This window comes from Neisseriaceae bacterium CLB008, from assembly GCA_041228285.1.
In the GTDB taxonomy this organism is placed as follows: Bacteria; Pseudomonadota; Gammaproteobacteria; order Burkholderiales; family Neisseriaceae; genus JAGNPU01.
Genome location: CP166133.1, coordinates 1596798 through 1620597, shown reverse-complemented (window position 1 = coordinate 1620597; position 23800 = coordinate 1596798). Strand labels below are relative to the sequence as shown.

Sequence of the window (23800 nt, the reverse complement as noted above, 5' to 3'; positions counted from 1 at the left end):
TAATGGTGTATGGGCTTGAGTATACCGACATCTTCAGGCCGCGCCGATCCCCTCTAACCAAAAAGATTAAGCCATGCCGATACAGCCTACCTTACCGCTAGCGTTTTTACGCCATTTAAATTCAGATCAGCCCATTAAATGGCAGATGGATGAGGTTGGCCTCTCTAGCGCTCAAGTGTGGCGAGGGGTGTCGCAAAAAACGGCCGCGGTTTGGTATTTGAAACAGCAAGCAACGCCTTGTTTACCGAGCGATTCATTGTTATTAGAGGCGCAGAAGCTACAGTATTTTTCTGGGTTGCAGCTGGCTCCGCGTGCGGCGTTGGTGATGGCCGCAGCAGGCCAAGAGCATTTATTATTGCCATGTGCTGAAGGCGTGCTGTTGGAAGACCTGGTGATGTCTGCTGCGGATACTGCGTCTCAAACCACCGCCATTCAAGCTTATGCCCTGATTTTGCGGCAGATTCATGCCTTGCCCATTGATGCTTGTCCGTTTAGCCAACGTTTGGCCGATAAAATACCGCTGGTGCAGGCCAGAATCGAGGCTGGTTTGGTCGATGCAGAAGACGTGGCGGCAGAAAATCCAGGTCATGATGTGGCCAGCTTGCAGCGTGAATGGCTGAGTTTACGCCCTATGAATGAGGACTTAGTCGTGGTGCATGGAGACTACACGCTCAGCAATGTATTTTATGGGCCCAAAACCGGGCGCGGCCAAGTCATTGATGTGGGACGCTCGGGGGTGGGCGATCGCCATCAGGACTTGGCCATTGCTTTACGTGAGCTGGCGGATTTAGGGCCCGCAGCGCAGACATTGTTTTTACAGGCTTATGGTTTGGCGCCATTAGATGAAGCAAAACGACACTTTTATCATCTGATGGATGAATTTTTTTAAGCTTTGAGTTTCATCAGCCAGCGCCATTTGGCTCTGTAAATAAGTGCTGCGGGGGCCTTTAGCTGCGCTGTTTTTGGGTTTTGGCGCGGCTGCTGGTTCGCGAACAAGCCAAGCCCTCTGCAGCATATTTAACCCTTTACTTTAATCATCCATCAATGGCGGGGTTTTACTTTCACCTTCTCGACGACCGATCTGCCAATAGGCGCAGGCATAGCACTCTTCACGCGTCCATCCTTGCTCCTTACGTAAGAAGTTGCGGCTGGCGCGTACGGTGGCGTGCTCGGCGGCAATGTGGGCAAAGCGGCTGTCTTGTAGCCGTGCTATGTCGGCATGGGCCTTTAAGGCCGTGGTGATGGCGCTGCCCTGGCTCGGGTCGGCATTGTGTAGCCACTGTATGTCTAGCTGGGCTGGACTACTGAGCGCTAACTCATCTTCTGGGCCATGTACTTCGGCGATCACATAGGCGTGGGCACTGGCTGGTAGCCGCTCCAATAGGGCGGCGGTGGCGGGAAGGCCAGAGGCGTCGCATAAGAATACATAGTGTTGAACATTGTCTGGCACTAGGCTAATGGCTTCGGTGGCCATTACCACGCCTAACTCATCGCCGAGCTGGGCGGCATCAGCCCAGGCGCTGGCCGTACTGTGGCCGTCGTGTAGCGCAAAGTCTATGGTGAGGGTTTGTTTGTCGATGTCGATGCTGCGATGGGTGTAGGTTCGCACAATCGGGCGCTGGCGTTCGTCTTGCACCATCCACTTCATGGTGGTGAAGTCAAAATCAGGCAGTTCAAAGTCTTTTTGGCCTGGTGGCGGCAGGAAAATTTTATTGTTGCTGCCTAAGGTTGTGTGGGCAAAGCGGGCAACGTCATCGGCAGTAAACACGATGCTGACGTAGTGTGGCGTGAGGTGGTTTTTGGCCACCACGCGTAAACGGGTTTTATGGGTTTCGGGAAAGCGCATAGTCAGGTTCTTTATCGATTTGGTGAATAAGGATGAGAACCGTAGTGTAATGAAAATCATTATCGATTGCAAATTAAAAACGATTAAAATCAATGACTAAACGCGAGTTATTTTCAAGTTAAGGCGGTAAATGATTGATGGGCCACAAAAAAACCAGCCCGAAGGCTGGCGTGGCAGGATAGACCGATTATTTATCCCGTAACCGCAACAGACGTAGGCTGTTAAGGGTGACCAATAAGGTGGCGCCCATGTCGGCAAACACCGCAATCCATAAGGTTAACCAGCCTGGAATCACCAGCAATAGCGCAATCAGTTTGACGATTAAAGAAAAACTGATGTTTTCTTTAATGATGCGCACTGCTTTACGGCTGAGGCGAATGGTGTAGGGCAGTTGATCTAGGTCGTCTTTCATGAAGGCAATGTTGGCGGTTTCTAGCGCGGTGTCGGTACCGGCCTGGCCCATGGCAATGCCTAGGGTTGCGGCGGCAAGCGCCGGCGCATCGTTGACGCCGTCTCCCACCATGGCCACTTTGCCATGCTTGGCTAACAAGGCCTTCATCTTCGTTAGCTTGTCTTCAGGCAACAGGTTGGCGTGCACTTCGTCAATGCCTACTTGGCTGGCCACTTTGGCCGCGGTTTGGGCGTTGTCGCCAGTCAGCATAATGGTGGTCAAGCCTTGTTGGTGCAGGGCTTTTAAGACCGCTGGCGCGCTGGCACGTAGTTTGTCGCGTACTGCAATGATGGCGGTGACGGCGGTTTGAGTACCCATAATCATCACGGTTTTTTGCTCTTGCAATAAGGCGTCTACCTGAGCGCTCAGCGTGTCACTCCAAGACTGCTGTAGGTTGTCGAGGAAGAGCGAAGGGTTGCCAATATAGTGGGTGATCCCGTCGATGTCGGCCTGAATGCCTTTGCCAGTAATCGACTGAAAATGACTGATATTGGTCTGGGTTAGGACCTCAGTTTGTAAAGCGTAGCGAACAATGGCCTGTGACAAGGGATGCTGTGAATTTTGCTCCATGTCATGGGCGATGGCCAAGGTATCTGCCTCGGGGGCGGCGCCCGTGAAGATAAAGTCGGTGACTTCGGGCTTGCCTTCGGTGAGGGTGCCGGTTTTGTCAAACGCAATGGCTTTTAGCGTGCCGGCTTCTTCTAGGTGAATGCCACCCTTAATCAAAATGCCCTGTTTGGCGGCATTGCCGATGGCGGTGACGATGGCAATGGGGGTCGAAATCACCAGGGCACAAGGGCAGCCCACAACCAGTACGGCCAAGCCTTGATAAATCCATTTATGCCATTCCCCGCCAAAGAATAGGGGGGGCACGACGGCGATTAAGGCGGCAATGATCATGATGATCGGGGTGTAATAGCGGGCAAATTTGTCTACAAATTGCTGTGCTGGGGCTTTTTGGGCCTGAGCTTCTTCTACAAGGCTGATGATTTTGGCCAAGGTAGAGTCTTTGGCCGCTTTGCTGACGGTGACTTCCAAAACCCCTTCTTCATTTAAGGTGCCGGCAAATACTTCATCGCCTACGGTTTTGTTAACCGGCATGGATTCGCCGGTGATCGGTGCTTGGTTAATGGTCGATAGACCAAGGCTGATCACGCCATCCATGGCAATTTTTTGGCCTGGCTTGATCAATAAAACGTCACCAATGCCGATGGCTTCTACGGGCGTCGATACCCAGTCACCACCTTGTTTGACCAAGGCCTCGTTGGGGGCAATGTCCATCAAAGACTGAATCGACTTGCGCGCCTTATTCATTGAATAGGCCTCAAGAGCTTCACTGATGGCGAAGAGAATCACCACCGTGGCGCCTTCTAACCATTCGCCGATGATGGCCGCGCCCAGAATGGCGACGGTGATTAAGGTATTGATGTCAAAAATAAACTTAGACAGGTTTTGTAGGCCTTGTCTGAATAGGCTTAAACCACCGATCAGCATCGTGGCTGCGTAGCCTAAGGTGACCCAAAACTCTGGTACCGCTTCATTCTTGCTGAGTACATAGGTGATTAACAGCACCACGGCTGCAATGACAACCTTGATGTTTTCCGGCTGGCGCCAAAATGGTTTGTGCTCAAATACGCGCGGCTGTTCGCCCTCAGGGTGTACAACCAGGCTTTCAAAGGCGCCGGCCTTGGTGATGTCGGCTAGGCTGACCGAGCCGCTCACGGTCACTTTGGAGGCTGCGAAGTTCACCGTGGCGTTGGTGACGTTGCCTAGCTTTTTGAGGTTGTCTTCAAATTGACCGGCACAGTGGGCGCAGGTCATGCCTTCAACAAAATAAGTTTTTTTGCTGTCGTCATGGGCCGATGCGTTTCCAGCGTTAGGGCTGGCTGGCGTTTGGCAATGACCGTGTTCATCGTGGTCATGGTCATGGTCATGGCCGTGGGGGATATGTTTATCGTGTCGTTCGCTCATGGTTTTACCTCGTTCTTATGGGTGAGTGCGATCAGGATTAACTCACGAATGTGATCGTCGTCTAAAGAGTAATAGGCCATTTTGCCGTCTTTACGGTTTTTCAAAATGGCTTGCTTGTGTAGGGTGCGTAAATGGTGGGACGTGGTGGCCACGCTGGCGTCGATGATGTAGGCCAGATCGCACACGCACATTTCTTCGGTTTGGGTTAAAGCATAGGCGATTTTGGCGCGATTTTCGTCGGCTAAGGCTTTAAATAATTGCGCGACGCCGCCGAGGTTTTCGCTGCTTAGTGCGCGATGCACGAGGGCGACTTTTTCAGGCTCATGTGGCGCTGGCGAGTTGTGATGGTGGTCTGGATGGGTCATGGTTATTCATTCAAATGGTTATTTGATTGTTAGTCTAGGCTATCTTGGTCTTTTATTCAAGCCTTCGTTTGAATGATTGGGTGCAGTGTGTCAGATCTGGTCCCATTCAGGCCTGAATCTGGCGCCAATAGCTGTTAAAATAAGCGCATTCCGAGCGACTGCTCGATTTGACTGGATGAGAAGGTAGGCGTGATGGTGTCGATAAAAAGCAGCTGGCTGTTTTGTCAGGTGATTGATAATTTTGGTGACATAGGGGTGTGCTGGCGTTTGGCTCAAGACTTGCAGTCTCAGGCGCCTGTTGTGCTGTGGGTAGATGATTTAGTGCGGTTTCAAGCCTTGTGCCCAGCGGTTGATCTGAAGCAATGGCAGCAAATCATTAATGGCGTCTGTGTGATTCATTGGACGCCAGAGACGCTACAGCACGTTGCTTTAGCCAAGTTGCCTACGCCGACGGTGTTGATCGAAGCGTTTGCCTGTGAGGTGCCTACGATGGTGACCGCCTATGCCCAAACTCAGAATAGCCTGTGGCTGAATTTAGATTACTTAAGCGCCGAGGCTTGGGCGGCTGACGTACACCTTTTGCCTTCTTTGCAGGCCAACGGTATGGCCAAATATTTTTATTTTCCGGGTTTTACGCCCGAGTCGGGCGGATTGATTCGTGAACAGGGCTTGATTGCCGCGCGCGATGCTTTTTGCGCCAGCCCCAGTGCCCAAGCGGCGGTGCGCCTGCGTCTAGGGCTGCCAAAGCGGCGTGAGGCGGATGAGTTAACGGTGTTTCTATTTACCTATACATCAGCGGCCTTGCCGCTGTGGCTACGGGCGTGGCAGGCGTCTGAGCGGCCGATCACGGTGTGGGTGAATCCAGGCCAAAGTCTAGACAGCCTCAAGCCAGCCCTGGGTTTGGCACCAGAGGCTGTTGTGGCGGTGGGAGATGAATACCACTTAGGCCAAGTACGGGTGTGCGTTTTACCGTTTGTGGCGCAAGATGATTTTGACTATCTGTTGTGGCTGGCCGACCTCAATATCATCCGTGGCGAAGACAGTTTTGTGCGGGCACTATGGGCGGGGAAGCCTTATTTATGGCATATTTATCAGCAAGATGAGGCGGCACATCTGCCCAAGCTGGCGGCATTTTGGTCGGCCGCCTTGGCTGCGGCGAGTCCGGCTTTGCGCGAAGCGCATGAAGCCGTGAGTGTGGCGTTGAATGCGGCAGAAGAACGAGGCCAAGAGGACTGGACGCACGCTTGGTCTAAGCTATTGTCTTTATTGCCGCATTGGCAGATAATGGCGGCCGAGTACAGTCGCGCACAGGCAGGCTTACCGAGCTTGCGACAAAAATTAACTGCTTTTGTAAAAAATAAGTTAGAATAACGCGTTTTGTATTACTTTATATATTTTCAGGACGGAACATTAATGAAAACAGCTCAAGAACTTCGCCCAGGCAACGTGTTTATGTTAGGTACGGAGCCAATGGTTGTACAAAAAACTGAGTACAATAAATCTGGCCGTAACTCTGCCGTGGTTAAAATGAAGTTGAAAAACTTATTAAGCGGTAACGCCACCGAAGCCGTTTACAAAGCTGACGAAAAATTTGAAGTTGTGGTGCTAGAACGTAAAGAATGTACCTATACTTATTTCGCTGACCCAATGTATGTGTTCATGGACACAGAGTTTGAACAGTATGAAGTTGAAGCCGACGACATGGGCGACGCCATCAACTACATCATTGACGGCATGACCGACGTATGTGAAGTGACTTTCTACAACGGTAAAGCCATCTCTGTTGAATTGCCTACCATCGTGGTGCGTGAAGTGGAATACACTGAGCCAGCGGTTAAAGGCGATACTTCTGGTAAAGTGATGAAGCCTGCCCGTTTAATCGGTGGTTTCGAAATCAGCGTACCAGCTTTCGTTGAAATCGGCGATAAAATTGAAATTGACACCCGCAGTGATGAGTTCCGCAAACGCGCATAAGCCATCAGTACTGCTTAAAGGGGCTGCCTTAGGGCGGCCTTTTTTTATGCCTTTAGGCATAAGCCACGAGCCAGCCACGCTTAATCATGTTAGGATTCGGTTGGAATACGTTGATGGTCCTGTTAGTCATGGCGCTTTCAGCCCTTGATTGGCCGGTTATTTTACCTTTAGGAAACACGCATGCAGTTGCAAACAGACGTTGATTTAACCCCCTATAATACTTTTGGTTTGTCGGTACGGGCGCAGCATTTTGTCTCGTTGACGGATGTGACTCAGTTGCCCGAAGTATTGGCCTGCGATGAGTACCTCACTGGGCCTGTTTTATGGCTTGGCGGTGGCAGTAACGTCATTCTTACCCAGGATGTTCGTGGCCTAGTGGTGCACATGGCGACCAAGGGCGTGGCGTTTGAGGCTGTAGATGAAGAGACGGTTTGGGTAGATGCGGCCGCAGGTGAAGTTTGGCATGATTTTGTGCAACAGACGTTGGCCGAAGGCTATTGTGGTCTAGAAAATTTAAGCTTAATTCCTGGCACCGTGGGCGCTGCGCCGGTGCAAAATATTGGTGCCTATGGGGTTGAGGTAAAAGACCTCATCGAACATGTGGTGTGCTTTGATCTTCATGAATACCAAGTGGTGACGCTGAAGAATGATGAATGCGCTTTTGCTTACCGCGACAGTATTTTTAAACAATCGGGTAAGGGTCGCTACGTGATCCTGAATGTACGGTTTAAGTTGGGTCGTCGGTTTAACCCGCAAACCCAATATGGCGATATTGAACGGGCGCTATTGGGCCGTTTGCCGGATCGTCAGCAGTGGACGGCCATTGATGTGGCCCAGACGGTGTGCGCCATTCGGGCTGAAAAATTGCCCGATCCCCAAGTATTGGGTAATGCCGGTAGCTTTTTCAAAAATCCCATTGTCACGGCTGAAGCCGCCACCGCTTTTTTGCAGCACCACCCCGAAGCGCCGCATTATCCCATGCCGGATGGTCAGGTGAAGCTGGCGGCAGGCTGGTTGATTGATCAGCTAGGGTTAAAAGGGCATCAGATTGGCGGGGCTGCCGTTCATGCTAAACAGGCTTTGGTCTTGGTGAATAAAGCCCAAGCGACGGCGGCCGATGTCGTGGCGTTGGCGGCCGATATCCAGGCTAAAGTCTGGGCCGCTTATCAAGTATCATTAGAGTCAGAACCTAATTTCATATAATATATGGCTGTATGAGACATGCAGCCAATAAATACCATATGCAAAGGAATGTTTTATGGCAAAAGAAGTAAAACAGAATACCTACAATAAAATTGTGGATGCCAGTTTAGATTTATTTAATGAGCAAGGTGAGCGCAACATCAGCACCAACCACATTGCGGCTCATTTGAGCATTAGCCCAGGTAATTTGTACTATCATTTTAGAAACAAAGACGAGATCATCCTGCAGCTGTTTAAGCGCTACCGTCAGGATACCTTGCAGTATTTAAAAGAATATCAAGCACCGTCTAGTACTGATTCGGTTTGGAATTTTGTCCATAATGTGTTTGACGTGATGTGGCGTTATCGCTTCTTATTCGCCGACACCAATACCTTATTGGCTCGCAGCGACGAGCTGGCGCAAGAATACCACGAGTTTACCGAAACCGAAGTGACGCCGGCCATTGCCAAGCAGTGTCAGGTGTTAATTGACTGTGGTTTCATCAGCATCGATGAAGCGTCGCTTAAGCGTTGTGCCACCAATATTTGGTTGATCTCCAAATATTGGTTCGTCTTTGAAAGCTCGGCGCAACAGCAGCAGCCTTTGGACGAGCAGGCCAAGTTCCGTGGGATTAAGCAGGTGATGAGCATTGTGCAGCCCTATGTGACCGACGAATACAAGGTGGCCTATGAGGCCATCATTAACCGTGAAGACATCTAAGCGACGTTGATGGTGACGCCTAAAAGCAGCTGAGGCTGCTTTTTTTATGGCCGTCGCGTATCGGCTCTTGCTGCTGTGGTTGTTTTCTGGTCAGCATTATGGCAAAAGAGCGCTTGGAGGGAGCAGAAAAGGATGGTTTATCGAATCATTCGCTATTTTTTTACGTCTACAGCATAGGCCCTGAGGCGTAGGGTGGTGCAAAGCGTAGCGTGCCCACCGTTTTGAATCAAAAAATCATTAAATCATTTGTTTCAATGCTTCGGTTGTTTCGCTGTTACTCAATCGTTTTGTTTCGCCCCTTGGGCGACGTCATTTCTTTTGGATGTCCAAAAGAAACGAAGCAAAGAAAAAACACCCCACTTTATCCGCCCGCTTTGCGGGTGCCCTCGTTGGCCCGCACATTGCCGGCGGCAAGAACTCATATTTGGGCCTTCGGCCAAATACTCAAACATGCTTGCCTTAAAAGCCCCGGCCCTGCACGAACCGCCTCGGCGGCTAAAAAGGGGATGGTACTTCACCTACGGGAGACGTGGTGAGTTGTCATACAGGGTAGTGAAAGGCAATCTTCAATCAAGATCGAAATAACCGAAGCATTGGTGGTTTTTCATATTTGGATACCTCTGTATCAATCAATAAACCATGGTTTTCAGTTAGGAACGGTATACCAACAAACCATAGGTTAATGCGGCCTATTAAAAGCTGCTGAGGTTGAGTATTGGCCTTATAATGAGGGCTTCATGAATGAATCAAGTAAAGGGCTGAGCGTTGAAACAGTTATCAATATGGCTATGTTTGGGCTGGTTGTTTGTCAGTGCTTGGGCGCAGGCGCAAAGCAGCGTGTGGCGCGTGCACAAAGACGGCAAAGCAGTGATTGTGGCCGGCAGTATTCATGCGTTAAAACCCACGCAGCTGCCGTTGCCGCTCGAATATGATCGAGCCTTAGCAGCAGCGGATAGAGTGGTGTTTGAGGTGGATATTGAGGCGGCTAATCAACCCGAAGCGGCTGAGTATCTGTTGCAGCCATTTCGGCTGCCCCCGGGCGTCACGCTACAGCAAACGCTAGCGCCTAAGGTGTGGGCACAATGGCAGGCCAAATTATTCAAGCAGCAGCTACCGCAGCAGTTTTTCAGTGAATTTGACGCCGCCATGGCCAGTGTATTATTGCCGTTGACCGTGTTGAATCAAGCCGGCTATACAGACGGGATTGATCAAATCCTCTACGCCCGGGCCAAGCAAGCTGGTAAAACCATGGCTACCTTAGAGGACATGGCGGTTCAGCGCCAGGCTTTGCAAACCTTACAGGCCATTGATGGCAATGTGCTGATTCAGAATATGCTGGCGGATCTGGAGAACCCAGATAAAGACATCAGCATTTTGGTTGATGCTGTTTATGCCGGCGACACCGAGACGTTGGCGCCGTTTTTGGCCGACCTCAAACAGCCTGTTTTTGCTGCCTTTTACGACGCTTTGTTGACGGCGCGTAACCGCGCCTGGGTGCCGCAGATTGAAGCATGGATGGGTGAGGAAAAGCAGTCCACTTTAGTGGTGGTTGGGGCTTTACACTTAGTGGGGCCAGACAGCGTCTTGGCCATGCTGGCGGCCAAGGGCTATCAGGTCGATTATTACCAATAAGGCTTAACGTTGCTGGCGCTGGCGCTGAAAAAAAGCCTGTAAGAGTGCGACAGAGGCTTCATTTGCAGTAGGGATGGGGCCAAAGATGGCGGTGTGTTTATTGAGCGGGTGGTGGAACAGGTTGATGGCGCTGCCGGCGGCGCCCATTTTGGGCTCGGTTGCCGCGTAGATCACGCGGCGAATACGCGCCTGAGTGAGGGCGCTGGCGCACATGGGGCAAGGCTCTAGAGTCACATAAAGGTCGCAGTCGTCGAGACGGTAATTGTCAAGAGCGGCGCTGGCCTCTGCGAGGGCCACCAGTTCAGCATGCTGGGCCACATAGTGGTTGCTGATGCATTGATTAAAACCGCGGCCAATCACCACGCCATTTTTGACCACAATGGCGCCCACCGGCACTTCATTGGCGGCAAAGGCTAATTCGGCCTCTTCTTGCGCTAAACCCAAAAAATATGCCATCTCTGCCGCACTAGGGCGCGGCGCCACCGGTGGGTGTTGTTTTAGCTGCTGCAATAGCTCGGCGCGCTCCTCAGCGTTGATTTGCTCTGGCGTACAGGCTTTGACGCTGGCGGCGAGGGCCCACAGTGCCGAGTGGGTTAAGGTGAGGCCCTGAGCTTTAAGGCATAAAAAGGCGCTAACGGCGCCCAGCTCGATCAGTTCGGCGCGATTAGAAACCCCATCTTGCTTGAGGGCCTGAATTAATTTAGGCGCGAGCGGTGGTGTGGTGAGCATGATTAAGTCAGGGCCTTGTGAATGACCTGGCCATCTTTAAACAGTAATAGCTCGTTTTCCAACACCGGCGTCCACGCTTCATTGAGGGTTAAGGGTTGGGTGGCGATCACCGCTACTCGATCGTTGGGCGTGGTGTAATGAGCGAAATCAACCTGGACATCGTCGTCAACGAGCCGGGCTTCACCAAACGGCGCCTGGCGAATAATGTAATGAAGATGGGTCGTGGCGTGGGCAAAAAACACCACGCCATTGGACAACATAAAGTTAAACGTCCCGTGGGGGCGAATCTGGGCCGTTTTTTCCTGAACCGCGGCGAATAGGCTGGCTTCGTCTGGCTGGGCCTCAAAACGCTCGGCCAAATGGTTCATGAGGTCGCAAAAAGCGGCTTCAGAGTCGGTCGTGCCTACCGGCGTGTATCGCCCCGAGCTAACCGGATGATAGTCTTCTAGGTTGCCGTTGTGGGCAAACACCCAGTACTGGCCCCATAGCTCACGCACGAAGGGATGGGTGTTGGCCAACATGACTTCGCCTTGGGTGGCTTTGCGAATGTGGGCAATGACGTTTTCAGACTTGATCTGATATTGCTTGATTAAGTCGGCCACTGGGGATGAGGCGCTGGGCTGGTCGTCGTGGAACATACGCACCCCGCGACCTTCAAAAAAAGCGATGCCAAAGCCATCGGCATGGTGGTCGGTGAGGCCGCCACGGCGCCGAAAGCCTTCAAAAGAAAAAACAATATCGGTAGGCGTGTTACAATTCATACCCAGTAATTGACACATAAAACCCTCTTTTCTAACCTAAAGCGTAAAGCATCATAAACCTTATGACGACCATTACAATCGTACACAAACAAAATCAAATCGCGATTGCTGCCGATACCCAAACCACGTTTGGGGACGATCAGCGTTTGAGTCAGCGCTATGATCATTATTGTAGCAAAATCATGAAGCATAAAGGCAGCTACATTGCCATTGCAGGCAGTGCTGCCCATGACTTGGTGCTGCGTGCGGCCTTAAAAACGGTGAAAAAAGCCGATTTAATGGGCCGCGAAAATATTTTTAATACGTTTTGTAAGCTACACCCAAAACTGAAAGAGCATTTCTTTTTGCGACCGGAAGAAGAGGAAGATGATCCCTATGAATCCAGCCAGATGATGCTCTTGATCGCCAATGAAAGCGGTATTTATGGCGTGTATCCTATGCGCGAAGTGTACCAATTTAAACGCTTTTGGTCGATTGGCAGCGGTAGGAAATTTGCCATGGGGGCGATGTATGCGGCTTATGAGCAAGAGCAAATGACGGCTAAGGCCTTGGCCGAGCTGGGCGTTCACGCAGGTGCCGAGTTTGACGTCAGCACCGGCATGCCGCTAGAAAGTTTTACCTTGAAAGCACTGGCGCCAGAGGCTTGATGGCCTGCGTATTGAAAAATACGCCTTAGGCCTTATATTAATCCCTTAGCGCTTACGCCTCACACAGTTAAAGAATAATCATGGAAAATTTAAACCAAAAACAACGCTTTTTGTTCGATCATGCGCCAGTGCGCGGCATTCACGTACAGTTAAATAATGTTTGGCAAGACATCTTGCAGCAAAAAGCCTATCCCAAAGCCATTGAAAAAGCGCTTGGGGAGCTCTTGGCGGCTGGTGTGCTGTTGGCCAGTAACCTTAAATTTGACGGCCAGCTGATCCTTCAGGTGCAAGGCCAAGGCGTGTTGAAAATGTTGGTGGTGGAAGCCACCAGCGACCACACCTGTCGTGCCACCGCACGTTGGGATGAAAGCCAGACGCCCGCAGACGATGCCGATTTAAAAAGTCTGTTGGGCGAAGGTGGCGTGTTTGTGATGACGCTTCAGCCTAAGGGTGGGGAGCAGTGGCAGGGTATTGTGGCCTTAAGTGGCGACAGCATTGCCCAGATGTTGATGGACTATATGAAGCAGTCGGAACAGTTGGCCACCCACATCAGCCTGGCGCATTCGGATCAAGCCGTTGCAGGTTTGTTGTTGCAAAAATTGCCGCAAGAGGCGTTTGAAGATCCGAACGAATGGCAAAATCTTGAGGCCTTAACCCAAACGGTGAAGGCTGAGGAGCTGTTGACCTTGCCGGCAGAAACCGTGTTGTATCGCTTATACCACGAAAGCCCACCGCGCCTATTTGAGGCAGAAGACGTGGCCTTTGCGTGCACTTGCTCGCAGCAAAAAGTCAGCGACATGCTGTTGCTGATCGGTGGAGAAGAAGTCGGCAGCGTGCTGAACGAGCAAGGCAGCATTCAAATCAACTGTGATTTTTGTCACAAGGCCTACGTGTTTGATGAGGCAGACGTGACTGAACTGTTTGGGATGGATGTGGGCGCCGCCGTGGCCGCAGAGCAGCAGCGCAACCAATAAAAAAGCTGTTGTCCTGAGGCATTTGGTGTAAAATAAACGAACTTTATTCGGAAACCATGCATGAGTGTGACTGTTGAAACCTTAATTGAAGCAGCCCTGTTGACCAGCGAAAGCCCGTTGACGGATAAGCAGTTGCGACAGTTATGGACCCCAACATTGCCACAAGATGCTTTGGTAGACGTGTTGGCTAACCTGCAAGCGCGCTGGTCTGAGCGCGCATTACGGTTGGTCCACACCGTCGAAGGTTGGCGTTTTCAAATAGTGGCTGAGGCTTTTAGCGAACTCAAAGAAAAACTGGAGCCTGAAAAGGCACCGCGTTATTCGCGAGCGGTACTGGAAACCTTAGCCATTATTGCGTATCAACAACCGGCTACTCGGGGTGATATTGAGGCCATTCGTGGCGTCAATGTATCCACCCAAGTGATGCAAACCCTGAGTGAGCGTGGCTGGATCGAAGTGATTGGCCACAAAGAAGTATTGGGCCGTCCCGCACTTTGGGCGACGACCCCGCAGTTTTTAATGGATTTAGGCTTGGATGATTTAACTCATTTGCCGCCATTAACAGAGTTGGGTGAATTGGTTTTGCCCGACATAACCCCACCTGCCGCTAACCACGCCGCAGAAGAAGAATAAAAGATCCCTTTTATTGCTTAAGGAAAGACTCATGTCAAAAAGAAACGCGGCCCCTGGCCGATCGAAACCGGCTGCCCCTGGCGCAGCCACCAAACGACGCAGCGGTCCTCGTAGCGTTGAAAGCCTAAACATCGGTTCTGCTCAGCAACGCCGCAGCGGTCCACGCAGCAGCGAAACCTTTGATTCCATTGAAACCAAACGCCAAGGCGAACGCCCTGTGGCAGAGGCAACTTCTGCGCGTGCGCCCAAGCAGCGTACCACCCGTGCTAAGCGTTTGGTGGTTCGTAGCCCCAATCAAGAAATCAAAGACCGTGCCCGTAACCTTAAAGAAAAACGCACCGATTTAGACCGCTTAGAGCCAATGCGCCTACAAAAAGCCTTGGCTGCCTCGGGCGTGGGCTCACGTCGCGAAATGGAAGATTGGATTAAGCAAGGCCTAGTCAACATCAATGGCCACGTGGCCGTCTTAGGCGATAAGGTCCACCCACGTGACCGTGTGACGGTAAAAGGTAAGCAGGTCAATGTGAAATGGCCCGACCGTCTGCCCCGTATTTTGCTGTACTATAAACAAGAAGGCGAAATTGTGAGCCGCGATGACCCACAAGGCCGCGTGACCATTTTTGACCGTCTGCCGCAGGCCAATAGCTCGCGTTGGGTGGCCATTGGCCGTTTGGACGTAAACACCAGTGGCCTGTTGATTCTAACGACCTCTGGCGAGTTGGTGAATCGATTTGCCCATCCAAGCTTTGAGGTTGAGCGTGAATACGCTGTGCGTATTTTGGGTGAGGTCAGCACTGACACCATGAAGCTTTTATGTGAAGGCATTGAGTTGGAAGATGGTCCAGCTAAGGTCGAGCGCATGCAAGAACAAGGTGGTGAAGGCGTGAATAAATGGTATAACGTGGTGATTAAAGAAGGCCGTAACCGTGAAGTGCGCCGTATCTTTGAAAGCCAAGAGTTAACCGTTAGCCGCCTAGTGCGTACTCGCTTTGGCCCCATCGGCCTGCCTGCGCGCTTGAAGCGTGGCCAGTTCTATGAGCTGAACGAGTACGAAGTAGCGAATATTGTGAAATGGGCACAAATGCCATTGCCGGGCGAACGCATTCGCCGTTCGGCGCCTGCGGCCGAATAAGCCAGCGCACAATCAATATAGCCTACCGATGGATGACATCGGTAGGCTATTTTTTTGCTGGCTCGGACTAGCCTGGGTTTAGCATTCAATCACGCTGACCGAAACCGCAATCGCTTTTTGTTTCAGTGTGGTGGCTAAGCCGGCTAAGGACGTTTCTTTATAGGTTGACTTCATGTCGCGGCCCGTTTGCAGCATGGTTTTGATGACCATGTCTAAGGTCACTTTTTTATGGGTGCCGTCTTCCAGTAGCGAGAGTGCGCCCAGCTTAATGGCTTTTTCGGCGGCAATGCCGTTGCGTTCAATGCAGGGGATTTGCACCAAGCCGGCAACGGGGTCGCAGGTGAGGCCTAGATGATGTTCCATGGCCATTTCTGCAGCGTTTTCGATTTGAGCCAGGGTGCCGCCGCTGACGGCTGAAAAAGCACCAGCGGCCATGGAGCAGGCCACGCCTACTTCGCCTTGGCAGCCAACGTCGGCGCCAGAGATGGACGCATTGTTTTTATAGAGGATGCCAATCACGCCGGCGGTCAATAAAAAGTCGGCAATCGTGTCTTCGTCGGCATTGGGGTGGAAGGTGGCAAAATACTTCAGCACAGAAGGAATGATGCCGGCTGCGCCGTTAGTGGGTGCCGTCACCACACGACCACCGGCCGCGTTTTCTTCATTCACGGCCATGGCGTAGACCATGGGCCAAAGCTGGGTATTGATCTGGCCATTCTCACGCAGCGCCGAGATTTTTTCGGCCAAGGCCGGCGCGCGGCGGGTAACTTTAAGGCCGCCGGGCAAGATGCCTTTAATGGTGAGGCCGCGGTCGATGCAGGCGAACATCACGTCTTTGATTTGGCGAATGCCGGCTTTTACTGCTGCTTCATCGCGGCCAGAAAGCGCAACCTCATTGGCCATGACCAACTCGCTCACGCTGAGTTGATGTTCGGCGCACAGCGCAAACAGTTCGGTGGCGTTGCTGAACGGATAAGGTACGGCGACAGCGTCGGCATTTTCTTGACCGAAGGCCTCGTCAGTAACGATGAAGCCGCCACCGATGGAGTAGTACACCTGGCTAAGAAGCTTGTTTTCCTGATCATCGTAGGCAATAAAGCACAGACCATTTGGGTGTTTCGGCAGCGATTCGGTGACGCAAATCACCAGGTCGCGCGCGACTTCAAAGTGGATGCTTTTTTCGGGCGTCAGCTGTAGCTGGCCTTGGCTGTTGATTTGCTCAAGGCGTTCGGAAATGCTGTTGAGGTCGATGTCGTGGGGTAAGCTGCCTTCTAGGCCCAGCAATAGGGCGTCAAAGGTCGCGTGGCCCATGCCGGTTAGGGCCAATGAGCCGTATACCTCAACGGCAATTCGCTCGGTGGCCGCGAGATTTTGGGTTTGTTGCAGTAGGTCAACAAAAGCGACGGCGGCCTTCATGGGGCCGACGGTGTGTGAACTAGAAGGGCCAAGGCCAACTTTAAATATATCAAAAATACTGATCATGATTTGCTCCTGAGAGACGCTGGTAACGTGGTTGGATGCTTAGTCGACAACCTATTGGTTTGAGCCTAGAGTATACACGTTAATGAGAAAAGTCAGCAGCCTGCACCGACTTGTGGCATAAATAGCAATGATCTGTTACAGAAATAGGGTGCAGTTGTAAGTAAAGGAACTTTATTGGTCAGCAATTGACTAAATGACGGTAAACTGACGTGCGTGACACACGTTAACATCAGACTAAAATACACAGAAAGTGAAAGCACCATGAAGAAAAAACTATTGGTTCCTGTTTTGCTGGGTTTGGGCGTGAGCGCCCAAAGCGTGATGGCTGAAGGCCTTAATTACAACGTTGTGTCGATTAACGAGCAAGTCAGCAAAGAGGTGGTGCGTGATACATTAAACGTGCGTTTGTCTGTACGTGAAGAAGGTCGCGATCCTGCCGTGATCGCGCAGGCAGTCACCAAAAAGATGAATCAGGTATTGGCTCAAGCCAAGGCCTATCCTAAGGTAGAAGTGGCCGTGAGCGGCCGTAGCAGCTACCCGAGTAACAATAAAAAAGATCAAACCATTTGGTACGATCAGGCCACTATTAGCTTGAAAAGCCAAGATTTTCAAGCTTTAAACAAGCTTATTGCGACGGTGCAAGGGCAGGCTCAGATTCAAAATATGCATTATTCAGTTTCTGATAAGAAAATGAAGTCTTTTGAAGAAGACTTGATGACCACGGCCATTGAGCGCTTTCGCTATAAGGCCAACCACATCGCTAAAGGCCTAGGCGGTAAAGGCTATCGTATTGTGAACATCGACATGGGCTCTACGCCCGCTTCTTATAATGCTGGCTATGCCCCTAAAATGATGCGTGCCGCAGCGCCGGCAATGGATGAGATGGCGGTGATGGATGCTGAACCAGGTAATGAGCAGGTGTCGTTGAGTATTTCTGGCCAAGTACAGGTGAACGGCCTGTAATGAATGATGGATGCGTTCGCGCCTCCTTCTACGATTGTTTTTCTCGTATGGGCCGCTTCAACCGACAATTAGCCTAGGCCTGATTCAAGGGCCAGCATGTTGGCTATAAAAGGTAAGAGCCATGCGATAAGCCATCATCAAAGTTGAGTATTGATTAAAGCCCACCGTATGCGGTGGGCTTTTTGTGTTGTTAGGGCTGGTTTTTGGTGGCCCGCTCAAACGCATAGAGTGCGCCAGCTACGAGGCTAGCTAAGATGATTAAACCTAGAGTCATGATGAAGCTCCTGTTTGATGCAGCCGATATTGGCGAATGCGTCGACTCAATAATAGGCTGCCGTAGCTGATGAAGAGTAGGAGGATGGCATTAAGGCTTTTTGCTATGTTTGAGCTGTCGCCATAAAGGACAACCGGCAGCGCGATTAAGGCGACTTTAGCGATGTCTTCAATAAAGTGGGCCCAAGCGTTTAAGGTGTCTACTTCAAATGGTGGCTTTAAGAGATTAAACCACATGGTTAGCCTGCTTTGGCTGGGGTCATTTAGGCTTTTAGTGTAATGCCTTTTTTATGCTTTTGCAATATTGTTGCGCGTCACAGGGGATGATTCTGAAACCAGATACTCAAAAAATCCAACAGTGCGCGTAGCGCCTGTGGCATATGCTTGCGTGAGGTATAAAGGCCATAAATACCCAGTGGCTGTGGTTGGTAGTCGGTTAGAAGCGCCACGATGGTGCCGCTGTCGATGGCGCTGCGAACCGAGTAAGCAGGTTGTAGGCTGATGCCGGCATGGGCTAGGGTGGCGCTTAAAAGCACGACGGATTCGTTAGCGCTGAGGTTGCCGCTCACCAATACGGCTTCTGGCTCTTGGCGTTGCACGTGCTGAAAGGCCCATAGGCTTTTACCGAAATAAGAATAGGTCAGGCAATTGTGTTGACTAAGCTCGGCTAGGCTGTTCGGTGTGCCGTGGGTGGCTAAATAACTGGGGGTGGCGCAAACGATGGAATGGCAGGTGGCTAAGGGTTTCGCAATGATATTGGGGTCTAGATCATTGGTAATGCGCAGCGCTAAGTCGATGCGCGATTCAATGAGGTTGACGGCCTGATTGTCGATGTTTAAATCAATGCGTAGCCCAGGGTGCTGGCTTAAAAATTGGGTGATCGCAGGCGCAATCGCGGATTGAGCAAGTGACTGGGAGCAGCTGATACGCAGTAAGCCATGGAGTTGATGGGCGTTTTGGTCTTCAATCAGGTCGATTTCAGTGGCCAGCGCCAAGATCTTCTCACAGCGTAATAAGGCCTGTTCGCCGGCGTCGGTGAGGGTGAGCTTGCGAGTGCTGCGATGGAGGAGCCGTGCTTTGGCCCAGCGCTCCATGGTGGCTAAATGGCGCGTGACCATGGCGCGCGACATGTCGAGGGTGTCGGCAGCGGCAGAGAGGCTGCCTTTTTCGACAATGGTGAGAAAGACTTTGGCGGCTAAAATGCGGTCCATGGCTTGATTTGCTCGTTTTATGAAACAGACTAGTGCATATTATGCGGTTTTTTAACCAAATCATGCAACTTATAATGGCTGCATTGATTTATTTAGTTAATTAAACAGAATAGTGAGTGCAGCATGATGATTCAGAAAGTTTTGTTGAGTACCATTTTGGCGACGGCCATGAGCCTGAGTATGGCGGCGCAGCTGCGGTTGTCGGTTTACAATCCCGGTGAGGAAAGCGTTTTTCCCGTTTCGTCTAACATCATCAGCGGATCGACAGAGGTTGCCTTAATCGACGCGCAATTTCAAAAAAATGATGCCGAGGCTTTGGTGCAGCAGATTAAGGCCACCGGTAAGCGTTTGACAACGGTTTACATCAGTCATTCTGATCCAGATTTCTATTTCGGTTTGGACGTGATTCAGGCTGCGTTCCCGCAGGCGAAGATTGTGGCTACGCCAGCGACGGTGGCCGCCATCAACGCCACTCAGGCGGGTAAAGTGGCTTATTGGGCACCGATGATGAAAGAGAATGCCCCTAAGCACATTGTGGTGCCTCAAGTATTAAAGGCAGACCATTTTACCGTTGACGGTGAGCGCATTGAGGTTAAAGGGCTGAATGGGCCTAATCCGGCAGAAACCTATTTGTGGGTGCCATCATTAAAAGCCGTGGTGGGCGGTGTGGTGGTTTACGGCAACAATATGCACGTATGGTTGGCTGATGCGCAAACGCCTGCGGCGCGCCAGCATTGGCGTGAAACATTACGCAGCATCATCGCGCTACAGCCGGAAGTTGTGGTGCCAGGACATTTCTTACCCGGAGCTGCTCAGAATTTGACATCGGTACGCTTTACCGATGGTTATTTAGCCACGGTGGAGCAGCTGCTGCCACAAACCCAAAATTCGGCAGAGCTGGTTCAAGGGTTGACGCGTGCCTATCCTGATTTTGTCGCAGGTGATGACGTGACCTTGGGCGCTAAAGTACTTAAAGGGGAAATGCAATGGCCGTAAGCTGAGGCCATGATTAAGGGGCAAACGGCCTAGGGTGAACCCTAGGCCGTTTTTTGTTTATGCGGTGAATAGCTGCTGCCACAGCATGGACAGGGCGGAGAGAATCAGGAGTGCGCCTAGGCATTGATTAAACCAACGCAAATGTCGTGGTTGGCTCAGGATGTGACGCATTTTAGCGCCGACAAAGGCCCATGCCAGCAAAGACAGATAACAGACCACAAGGTAGATCATGGCAAAAGTAAAGAGCGGCGTCATGGTGTTTGGCTGACTAAAGAGCGAGACGCCAGAAGCGCAGGCAATCCAGGCTTTAGGGTTGAGCCACTGTAATAATGCCCCTTGGCCAAAATTGGGTACGGGCCGTTTAACCGCTTGTATGACAGGCGTGGCGCGCGCGATTTTGATCCCGACATAGACCAAAAAGGCCGTGCCGACGATGGTGAGGCTGGTTAAAAACAGTGGGTGACCGTTGATCAGCTGCATCAAGCCAAGGCTGACGGTGAGCAATAAGGCAATAAAGCCTAGGGTTGCGCCGCAGATAAACCCTTGCGTGGGCCGAACGCCGTGGCTGGTACCAGAAGACAGGATCACCATATTGACGGGGCCGGGGGTGATGGACATGGTTAGGGCGAAGATGGCCATGGCCAGCATGATGGAGAAAGAAAGCATGGGTTCCTAAGTAGCGTGATGTTGTTATTTTGATGTCAGTGCTGCTGAAGCTTAGCTCATTTTGGGGCGAGACCAAACAAAAATAGAATGGCTGGAAAGTAAATAGTGTGGCTGCACGTCAAAAAGCAACAGCCGTGCAACCTATTAGACTAAGTGTCTGCTGATCAAGATGAGGGCAGGGTGAGTAGATGGGGCATGCGTGAAGTGCTGACCAGCAGCTAGTGAGTGGATCAGGCAAAGACTGATGGTGGTGATTGTTTGGCAGCTAACCGGCGAGGCCGGTTAGCATGGGTGAGCTGAGCAGGTTCGGCTCAGTGCTCGAAGTAGCGCTCAATGGTTTTGCCTAATAGAATCAGCTGGCCGTGGAAGAAGTGGCCTGCTTGAGGAATGATGACGATGGGTAGGTTTTGTGGCTTGGCCCAAGCGGTCACCATGGTTAAGGGCACCACGTCATCGATTTCACCATGAATGATTAAGGTGTCGTCTACTGAGGGTACGTTGGGTGAATGGATTTTATAGGTAGCCACGGCTGGGCCAATCAATAATAGCTTGTCGGCGTGTACGCGATGTACCACCTGTGACGCCACAAAGCCACCAAAAGAAAAGCCAGCAACGGCCAGTTTGGCGCTTTCTTGTGGGTGAGCGGCTTTGGCGTAAGCGACTACGGCGAGGGCATCGTCTACTTCACCTTGGCCATAGTTGTGTTCGCCGTCGCTTTCGCCCACGCCGCGTAGGTTGGGTAAATAGCAATGGTAGCCCAGTTTGCTTAAGGCCTTGGCCGCAGTTTGAATGACTTTATTGGTGTTGGTGCCACCTTGAGTGGGGTTAGGGTGGTTTAACACCGCCACGCCTTGCGCTTGGCCTTGGGCTGGAATGTAAATGGTTTCTAGGCGGCCGACTGGGCCCTCTACCCAAACGATGTTGTTGGCTCGTAACATATTAGTCCTTTATCTATGCTGTTTTATTGTTATGGTGCGGTGCGTTATTGTGGGTCAACCAGAAGGCGGTTGACGATGTTGCCTTTAGTCAAATGCTCGTCCAGAATTTCCTGTACGTCGGCCTCATCAACATAAGTATACCAAGTGGCTTCAGGGTAAATGACCATCACCGGGCCGACTTCACAGCGCCCGAGACAGCCGGCTTTGCTGATGCGGTTTTTGCCTTCGCCAATCAGGCCCATGGCTTTGGCCTGACCGCGCATATAGTCCATCATGGCGTCGGCGTTGCAGTCGCCACAGCTTTGGCGGCCATTGGTGCGGGTATTGTTGCAAATGAACACGTGGCGTTTAAAGAAGCTCATATAAAATCCTATAAGAATAGCGTCTTGCCGTTGTTTAAATTGCTGCTGGTAATGGTATCCAGCATTTGCTTGAAGTCTAAATGGTATTGCTCGGACAGACGTTCGGCACGCAGCGCCAGCTCATTCAGCTTGACGATGGCTGGCGTGTCCTTAAAGGCCATGACCGCAATATTGCCGTGGCTGGCGGCAGGTACTTCTAGCACGAGGCCGTTGAAGACCGACAAGAGTCGTTCGACAAACATCTGATAGCGCTTGTCGCCGCTCCACCAGTTGGTGATGAACACGCCTTGATCGCTTAGGGCCGTTTTGCAGTGCTCAAAAAAATCTTCGCTGACTAAGTCGTCTACAATTTGTTCGCCATCGAAGCCGTCCACCATAATGACGTCGGTGCTGGCGCGACAGATCTTAATGTACTCAGCGCCGTCACCTTCGACAATATTGAATCGTTCGCCTTCAAACGGCAGTTCAAAGAAGGCCCGCGCCACAGCGATGACCTGGGGATTAATTTCTACCGCTACAGACTGGGTATCGGGTAAGTATAAATCGATCCAGCGGGTAAATGAGCCGCCGCCCAGACCAATTTGAGTAATGTGCTCAGGGGCATCCATGAACAACAGCCACGCCATCATGGAGCGGCTATAAGACAACACCAGTTCAGCTGGGTCGTCCAAATTCATTGAGCTTTGCACCGTAGCGCTGCCAAGGTGCAAAGAGCGAATATTGCCTTCTTCAGAAATGTCTACTTCAGGCAGGTGGTCTTGGCTAGGCCGTACGCGTCGACGGTAGGGGTTACGCGCCATGGTCACCTCCAGTGAGAATGCGGTTGTCTAAAATGCTGATGGTTTTGGGGGCGGAGGTAAAGCTGTCGTCTTTGTCAAAAGCCGTGTCGCCGCCGCCGGCGGGGATTTCGCCGCGCTGTAGCTGGGCAAAATTAAATAGCTGTGGGTCGGCCAAATGCGACGGTACAACGTTTTGCAAGGCGCTGAACATGGTTTCTAGGCGGCCAGGAAACTGCTTGTCCCAGGTTTGCATTAATTCTTTGATGACCTGGCGCTGTAAGTTAGGCTGTGAGCCGCATAGATTGCACGGAATAATTGGGAATGCCTTCATTTCAGCAAAGCGCACTAAGTCTTTTTCTTTTACGTAGGCCAAAGGGCGAATCACCATGTGCTCACCGTTGTCGGACACCAGTTTAGGCGGCATGGATTTTAATTTACCGCCGTAGAACATGTTCAAGAAGAGGGTTTCCAAAATGTCGTCACGGTGGTGGCCTAGGGCGATCTTGCTGCAGCCTAATTCTTTGGCCACGCGATAGAGTACGCCTCGGCGTAGGCGGCTACACAGGCTACAGGTGGTTTTACCTTCAGGAATCACCCGCTTCACAATGCTGTAAGTGTCTTCTTCGATGATGTGGTAAGGCACGCCCAAGCCTTCTAAATAGGTCGGCAAAATGTCGGCTGGAAAACCAGGTTGCTTTTGGTCTAGGTTGACCGCCACCAGTTCGAAGTTGATGGGTGCTGAGCGCTGTAGGCCCATGAGGATGTCTAATAACGCATAGCTATCCTTGCCGCCGGATAGACACACCATGATTTTGTCGCCTTCTTCAATCATTTTGAAGTCGTTAATGGCGTCGCCCACCTGATGGCGCAGGCGCTTATTTAGCTTGTTGCTTTCGTATTGTTGTTTTTTTTCAATATCTTGCATGGCGTATCGGTCTCGAAGCAGGGGTTAATGTAAACTCATCATTATAAGGCAAAATAGGGCTGTTAGGCCATTAAGTGTATAAGGTACAATGAGGCGGCCATGATGGGCTAAACTTTTTAGGGTTTTGAGCCTCTATCAGAGGGCGCACCAGACAGGCTTCTGGGCGATATTTTATTGACGGCTTTTA

24 protein-coding genes and 1 pseudogene are annotated in these 23800 nt (G+C 51.3%); 12 read left to right on the top strand and 13 right to left on the bottom strand.

All coding sequences use genetic code 11. The features are described 5' to 3' along the window. Positions 1 to 73: 73 nt before the first annotated feature. Entirely contained in the window at positions 74 to 889 is an 816-nt protein-coding gene (locus tag AB8Q18_07335; protein XDZ52868.1) for an APH(3') family aminoglycoside O-phosphotransferase, read from the top strand. 141 nt (positions 890 to 1030) lie between these two features. Here the strand turns inward: AB8Q18_07335 and AB8Q18_07330 are convergent, their stop codons facing one another. The 3 genes from AB8Q18_07330 to AB8Q18_07320 form a co-directional block, all read right to left on the bottom strand. Continuing rightward, positions 1031 to 1846, bottom strand: coding sequence for a siderophore-interacting protein (locus AB8Q18_07330; GenBank protein XDZ52867.1), 816 nt, complete (start codon positions 1844 to 1846; stop codon positions 1031 to 1033). 187 nt (positions 1847 to 2033) lie between these two features. Then, entirely contained in the window at positions 2034 to 4118 is a 2085-nt protein-coding gene (locus AB8Q18_07325; protein ID XDZ52907.1) for a heavy metal translocating P-type ATPase, read from the bottom strand. A gap of 146 nt (positions 4119 to 4264) precedes the next feature. Then, positions 4265 to 4633, bottom strand: coding sequence for an ArsR/SmtB family transcription factor (locus AB8Q18_07320; GenBank protein XDZ52866.1), 369 nt, complete (start codon positions 4631 to 4633; stop codon positions 4265 to 4267). Between the two features lie 192 nt (positions 4634 to 4825). Between AB8Q18_07320 and earP the strand changes: the two genes are divergently transcribed. From earP to AB8Q18_07295, 5 genes are all read left to right on the top strand, one after another. Continuing rightward, the gene (gene earP / locus AB8Q18_07315; GenBank protein ID XDZ52865.1) at positions 4826 to 6004 is read left to right on the top strand and encodes an elongation factor P maturation arginine rhamnosyltransferase EarP; all 1179 of its coding nucleotides are present in this window, start codon (positions 4826 to 4828) and stop codon (positions 6002 to 6004) included. A gap of 42 nt (positions 6005 to 6046) precedes the next feature. Next, complete coding sequence (gene efp / locus AB8Q18_07310) at positions 6047 to 6607, top strand: elongation factor P (protein XDZ52864.1); 561 nt, start codon at positions 6047 to 6049, stop codon at positions 6605 to 6607. 180 nt (positions 6608 to 6787) lie between these two features. After that, complete coding sequence (murB, locus tag AB8Q18_07305; GenBank protein ID XDZ52863.1) at positions 6788 to 7810, top strand: UDP-N-acetylmuramate dehydrogenase; 1023 nt, start codon at positions 6788 to 6790, stop codon at positions 7808 to 7810. Positions 7811 to 7865: 55 nt separating this feature from the next. After that, positions 7866 to 8510, top strand: coding sequence for a TetR/AcrR family transcriptional regulator (locus tag AB8Q18_07300; GenBank protein XDZ52862.1), 645 nt, complete (start codon positions 7866 to 7868; stop codon positions 8508 to 8510). A gap of 765 nt (positions 8511 to 9275) precedes the next feature. Beyond that, entirely contained in the window at positions 9276 to 10142 is an 867-nt protein-coding gene (locus AB8Q18_07295) for a TraB/GumN family protein (protein XDZ52861.1), read from the top strand. Positions 10143 to 10145: 3 nt separating this feature from the next. Here the strand turns inward: AB8Q18_07295 and AB8Q18_07290 are convergent, their stop codons facing one another. Next, the gene (locus AB8Q18_07290) at positions 10146 to 10871 is read right to left on the bottom strand and encodes a deaminase (protein XDZ52860.1); all 726 of its coding nucleotides are present in this window, start codon (positions 10869 to 10871) and stop codon (positions 10146 to 10148) included. A 20-nt stretch (positions 10872 to 10891) separates the two neighbouring features. Further along, positions 10892 to 11650, bottom strand: a pseudogene (locus AB8Q18_07285) (class II glutamine amidotransferase). A 44-nt stretch (positions 11651 to 11694) separates the two neighbouring features. Between AB8Q18_07285 and AB8Q18_07280 the strand changes: the two are divergent. The 4 genes from AB8Q18_07280 (at position 11695) to AB8Q18_07265 (ending at position 15018) form a co-directional block, all read left to right on the top strand. Further along, positions 11695 to 12279, top strand: coding sequence for an MFS transporter (locus tag AB8Q18_07280; GenBank protein XDZ52859.1), 585 nt, complete (start codon positions 11695 to 11697; stop codon positions 12277 to 12279). An 80-nt stretch (positions 12280 to 12359) separates the two neighbouring features. After that, entirely contained in the window at positions 12360 to 13253 is an 894-nt protein-coding gene (gene hslO, locus AB8Q18_07275) for an Hsp33 family molecular chaperone HslO (protein ID XDZ52858.1), read from the top strand. A gap of 60 nt (positions 13254 to 13313) precedes the next feature. After that, positions 13314 to 13886, top strand: a complete 573-nt coding sequence (locus AB8Q18_07270; protein ID XDZ52857.1) for an SMC-Scp complex subunit ScpB — start codon at positions 13314 to 13316, stop codon at positions 13884 to 13886. A 31-nt stretch (positions 13887 to 13917) separates the two neighbouring features. Next, positions 13918 to 15018 (top strand): pseudouridine synthase, encoded by a 1101-nt coding sequence (locus AB8Q18_07265; GenBank protein XDZ52856.1) that lies wholly within the window; start codon positions 13918 to 13920, stop codon positions 15016 to 15018. Between the two features lie 78 nt (positions 15019 to 15096). Here the strand turns inward: AB8Q18_07265 and AB8Q18_07260 are convergent, their stop codons facing one another. Continuing rightward, positions 15097 to 16500 carry an L-serine ammonia-lyase gene (locus tag AB8Q18_07260; GenBank protein ID XDZ52855.1) on the bottom strand — a complete coding sequence of 468 codons (1404 nt, stop codon included), beginning with the start codon at positions 16498 to 16500 and terminating at the stop codon, positions 15097 to 15099. 261 nt (positions 16501 to 16761) lie between these two features. Between AB8Q18_07260 and AB8Q18_07255 the strand changes: the two genes are divergently transcribed. After that, positions 16762 to 17463: an SIMPL domain-containing protein gene (locus AB8Q18_07255; GenBank protein ID XDZ52854.1), complete on the top strand. Its 702-nt coding sequence runs from the start codon at positions 16762 to 16764 to the stop codon at positions 17461 to 17463. A gap of 270 nt (positions 17464 to 17733) precedes the next feature. On the opposite strand, the gene AB8Q18_07250 is transcribed toward AB8Q18_07255, so the two are convergent. Together AB8Q18_07250 and AB8Q18_07245 are read right to left on the bottom strand one after the other, a co-directional pair. Beyond that, positions 17734 to 17973: a hypothetical protein gene (locus tag AB8Q18_07250; GenBank protein ID XDZ52853.1), complete on the bottom strand. Its 240-nt coding sequence runs from the start codon at positions 17971 to 17973 to the stop codon at positions 17734 to 17736. 77 nt (positions 17974 to 18050) lie between these two features. Next, positions 18051 to 18947: a LysR family transcriptional regulator gene (locus tag AB8Q18_07245; GenBank protein ID XDZ52852.1), complete on the bottom strand. Its 897-nt coding sequence runs from the start codon at positions 18945 to 18947 to the stop codon at positions 18051 to 18053. Positions 18948 to 19070: 123 nt separating this feature from the next. Here AB8Q18_07245 and AB8Q18_07240 point away from each other — a divergent pair, with 123 nt between their 5' ends. After that, entirely contained in the window at positions 19071 to 19943 is an 873-nt protein-coding gene (locus AB8Q18_07240) for an MBL fold metallo-hydrolase (protein ID XDZ52851.1), read from the top strand. Positions 19944 to 20000: 57 nt separating this feature from the next. On the opposite strand, the gene AB8Q18_07235 is transcribed toward AB8Q18_07240, so the two are convergent. The 5 genes from AB8Q18_07235 to ttcA form a co-directional block, all read right to left on the bottom strand. After that, positions 20001 to 20609, bottom strand: coding sequence for a LysE family translocator (locus AB8Q18_07235; GenBank protein XDZ52850.1), 609 nt, complete (start codon positions 20607 to 20609; stop codon positions 20001 to 20003). 311 nt (positions 20610 to 20920) lie between these two features. After that, complete coding sequence (locus AB8Q18_07230) at positions 20921 to 21547, bottom strand: alpha/beta hydrolase (GenBank protein XDZ52849.1); 627 nt, start codon at positions 21545 to 21547, stop codon at positions 20921 to 20923. 44 nt (positions 21548 to 21591) lie between these two features. Then, positions 21592 to 21909 (bottom strand): ferredoxin, encoded by a 318-nt coding sequence (locus AB8Q18_07225; GenBank protein ID XDZ52848.1) that lies wholly within the window; start codon positions 21907 to 21909, stop codon positions 21592 to 21594. A gap of 8 nt (positions 21910 to 21917) precedes the next feature. Continuing rightward, positions 21918 to 22709: a polyamine aminopropyltransferase gene (locus AB8Q18_07220; GenBank protein XDZ52847.1), complete on the bottom strand. Its 792-nt coding sequence runs from the start codon at positions 22707 to 22709 to the stop codon at positions 21918 to 21920. After that, the gene (gene ttcA / locus AB8Q18_07215; GenBank protein ID XDZ52846.1) at positions 22699 to 23613 is read right to left on the bottom strand and encodes a tRNA 2-thiocytidine(32) synthetase TtcA; all 915 of its coding nucleotides are present in this window, start codon (positions 23611 to 23613) and stop codon (positions 22699 to 22701) included. Before ttcA ends, AB8Q18_07220 begins: the two co-directional genes overlap by 11 nt. Positions 23614 to 23800: the final 187 nt, after the last annotated feature.